This window comes from Shigella sp. FC1567 (assembly GCF_001743015.1).
Classification (GTDB): domain Bacteria; phylum Pseudomonadota; class Gammaproteobacteria; order Enterobacterales; family Enterobacteriaceae; genus Escherichia; species Escherichia coli.
Genome location: NZ_MIIV01000298.1, coordinates 1 through 1153 on the forward strand (window position 1 = coordinate 1; position 1153 = coordinate 1153).

At 44.1% G+C, this 1153-nt stretch carries 1 pseudogene; it reads right to left on the reverse strand.

Annotated elements, in window-relative coordinates:
- Positions 1–519: 519 nt before the first annotated feature.
- Positions 520–1041, reverse strand: a pseudogene (locus BHE85_RS16090) (transposase domain-containing protein); the annotation flags it as partial.
- Positions 1042–1153: the final 112 nt, after the last annotated feature.

Consider the following 1153-nt stretch of genomic DNA (forward strand, 5'->3'; position numbering starts at 1 on the left):
AATCATCTGTACTCCAATGACTAGTCTAAAAACTAGTATTAAGACTATCACTTATTTAAGTGATACTGGTTGTCTGGAGATTCAGGGGGCCAGTCTAACAAGATCAATATTATTCTGAACATTAATATGATTTACTGCTTCAGGTATTTTCATAAAATATTCCCCATTATGTGCATTTTTATCTATGGTTATTTAGAATATATTATCTAACTTAATATTTTCTTGTGTGTATTATAACGAAATGAACATATTTCAATATGTTGTACAATTTTCACTCTGAAATCCCCTGAAATTAATCACACCTCCTTTACTGAAAGGAATTATTGCAACGGTATTATTTGTTTTTGGATATATATCTTGCGCCTTGTTATGTAGTTAATCCTCAGAATATGATAGATAAAATAGAGACACAGAGCAGAGCGTGTTCTAACATCATGATAACATAAAATAATTAGTAACAATAAATGAAAGAATCATGGGAGCTCAACAAAAAGAGAGCTAAATAGCTGTGTGGAATAGTAGATCACTTTGGCGGTATAATGGCAGATGGTCTGCATACTTTCCGGTAACAACATGGGCCAGAAGCCCCGCTCCGGCATAACTGCGTGCAATGGGTTTTGAAGGCACCGGTGCCTGCACGATATGGTCGCACCGGCGACAGGCCAGTTTAGGGCGTTGTTTTTCGATAACCTTAAAGGCGCTGCTGATAAGCTCCAGCTGCTCTGACACATCACATCCCAGTGGACTGAGTTCACCACCACAGGCCGGACAGCATTCCTCTTCCGGCCGGATGACCCGGGGGGCACGGGGAAGTGAGGCTGGTAACGGTTTACGGGCTGAAGACTGGCGCAGGGAAGATGGCAGTACCGGGTCATATTGCTCACCCAGTGTTTCCGCCATTTCCTCCTGAAGTGCGCTGACTCGCTCCTGTGCTTCCTGTATCCGCCGTTCGGTTTTTGCGCGAAGTTTTTCTGAGCTTTTACCGAACTGCATACGCTGCAGTTTCGCGACCAGCGCCTTCAGTCGGTTGATTTCGGAAGGCCTGGACAACTGAATCTGCGACCCAGACCTGATTAGGTGCTGTGGGCGTAAAGTTCTGATTCAGCAGATTCGGCGTAACCGGCAGATTGTGGTCAGAGTTTGTGGTCGCCCT